This is a genomic window from Streptomyces sp. A1136 (assembly GCF_004795055.1).
Taxonomy (GTDB): domain Bacteria; phylum Actinomycetota; class Actinomycetes; order Streptomycetales; family Streptomycetaceae; genus Streptomyces.
Genome location: NZ_SSBJ01000277.1, coordinates 1 through 576 on the forward strand (window position 1 = coordinate 1; position 576 = coordinate 576).

Sequence of the window (576 nt, forward strand, 5' to 3'; positions counted from 1 at the left end):
TGCAACCCGGAGTGCGTGTGCAGCCGGGTCAGCCAGGGGCGTTCCGCGTACGCCCGCACCACCCACTCCCGGGCGCCGTCGTCGAGCAGTGCCACCCCGAACTTGGACGTGGCCGTCGCCGTGGACAGCGCGTCGATGGACCCCGCGCCGAGCTGCGGATTGATCCGGAGCCCGATCGCTGAGGCGCCCGGGTGGCCGTCCCGGGAAGCGACGAGGGCGTCCAGGCGGGCCAGCTCCTGGGGGTTGTCGGCGTTGACGGCGATGCCCAGGGCGAGCGCCTCGCGCAGTTCGGCCGGGGTCTTGGCGGGGGAGTCGAGCACCGTGTCGGCGGGGCTGATCCCGGCGGCCCCGGCCAGGGCCAGCTCGCCCGGGCTCGCGACCTCCGCGCCCAGACCCTCGGCGCGCAGCAGCCGGAGCACCGGCACCAGCGGGCAGGCCTTCACGGCGAAGGCGTGCAGCACGGGCGCGTCGGTGACGGCGGCGAAGGCGGCCCGCAGCGCGGCCGCGCCCGCGCGGATGCCGGTGGTGTCCAGGAGGGCGACGATGGGGGCGTCGGGCCCGGCCAGGCCCTGCTCC

Annotated in this window: 1 pseudogene; it reads right to left on the reverse strand. The window is 77.1% G+C overall.

The window, feature by feature from the left end:
* Window positions 1-576: pseudogene (locus tag E6R62_RS38570) on the reverse strand (diaminopimelate decarboxylase); the annotation flags it as partial.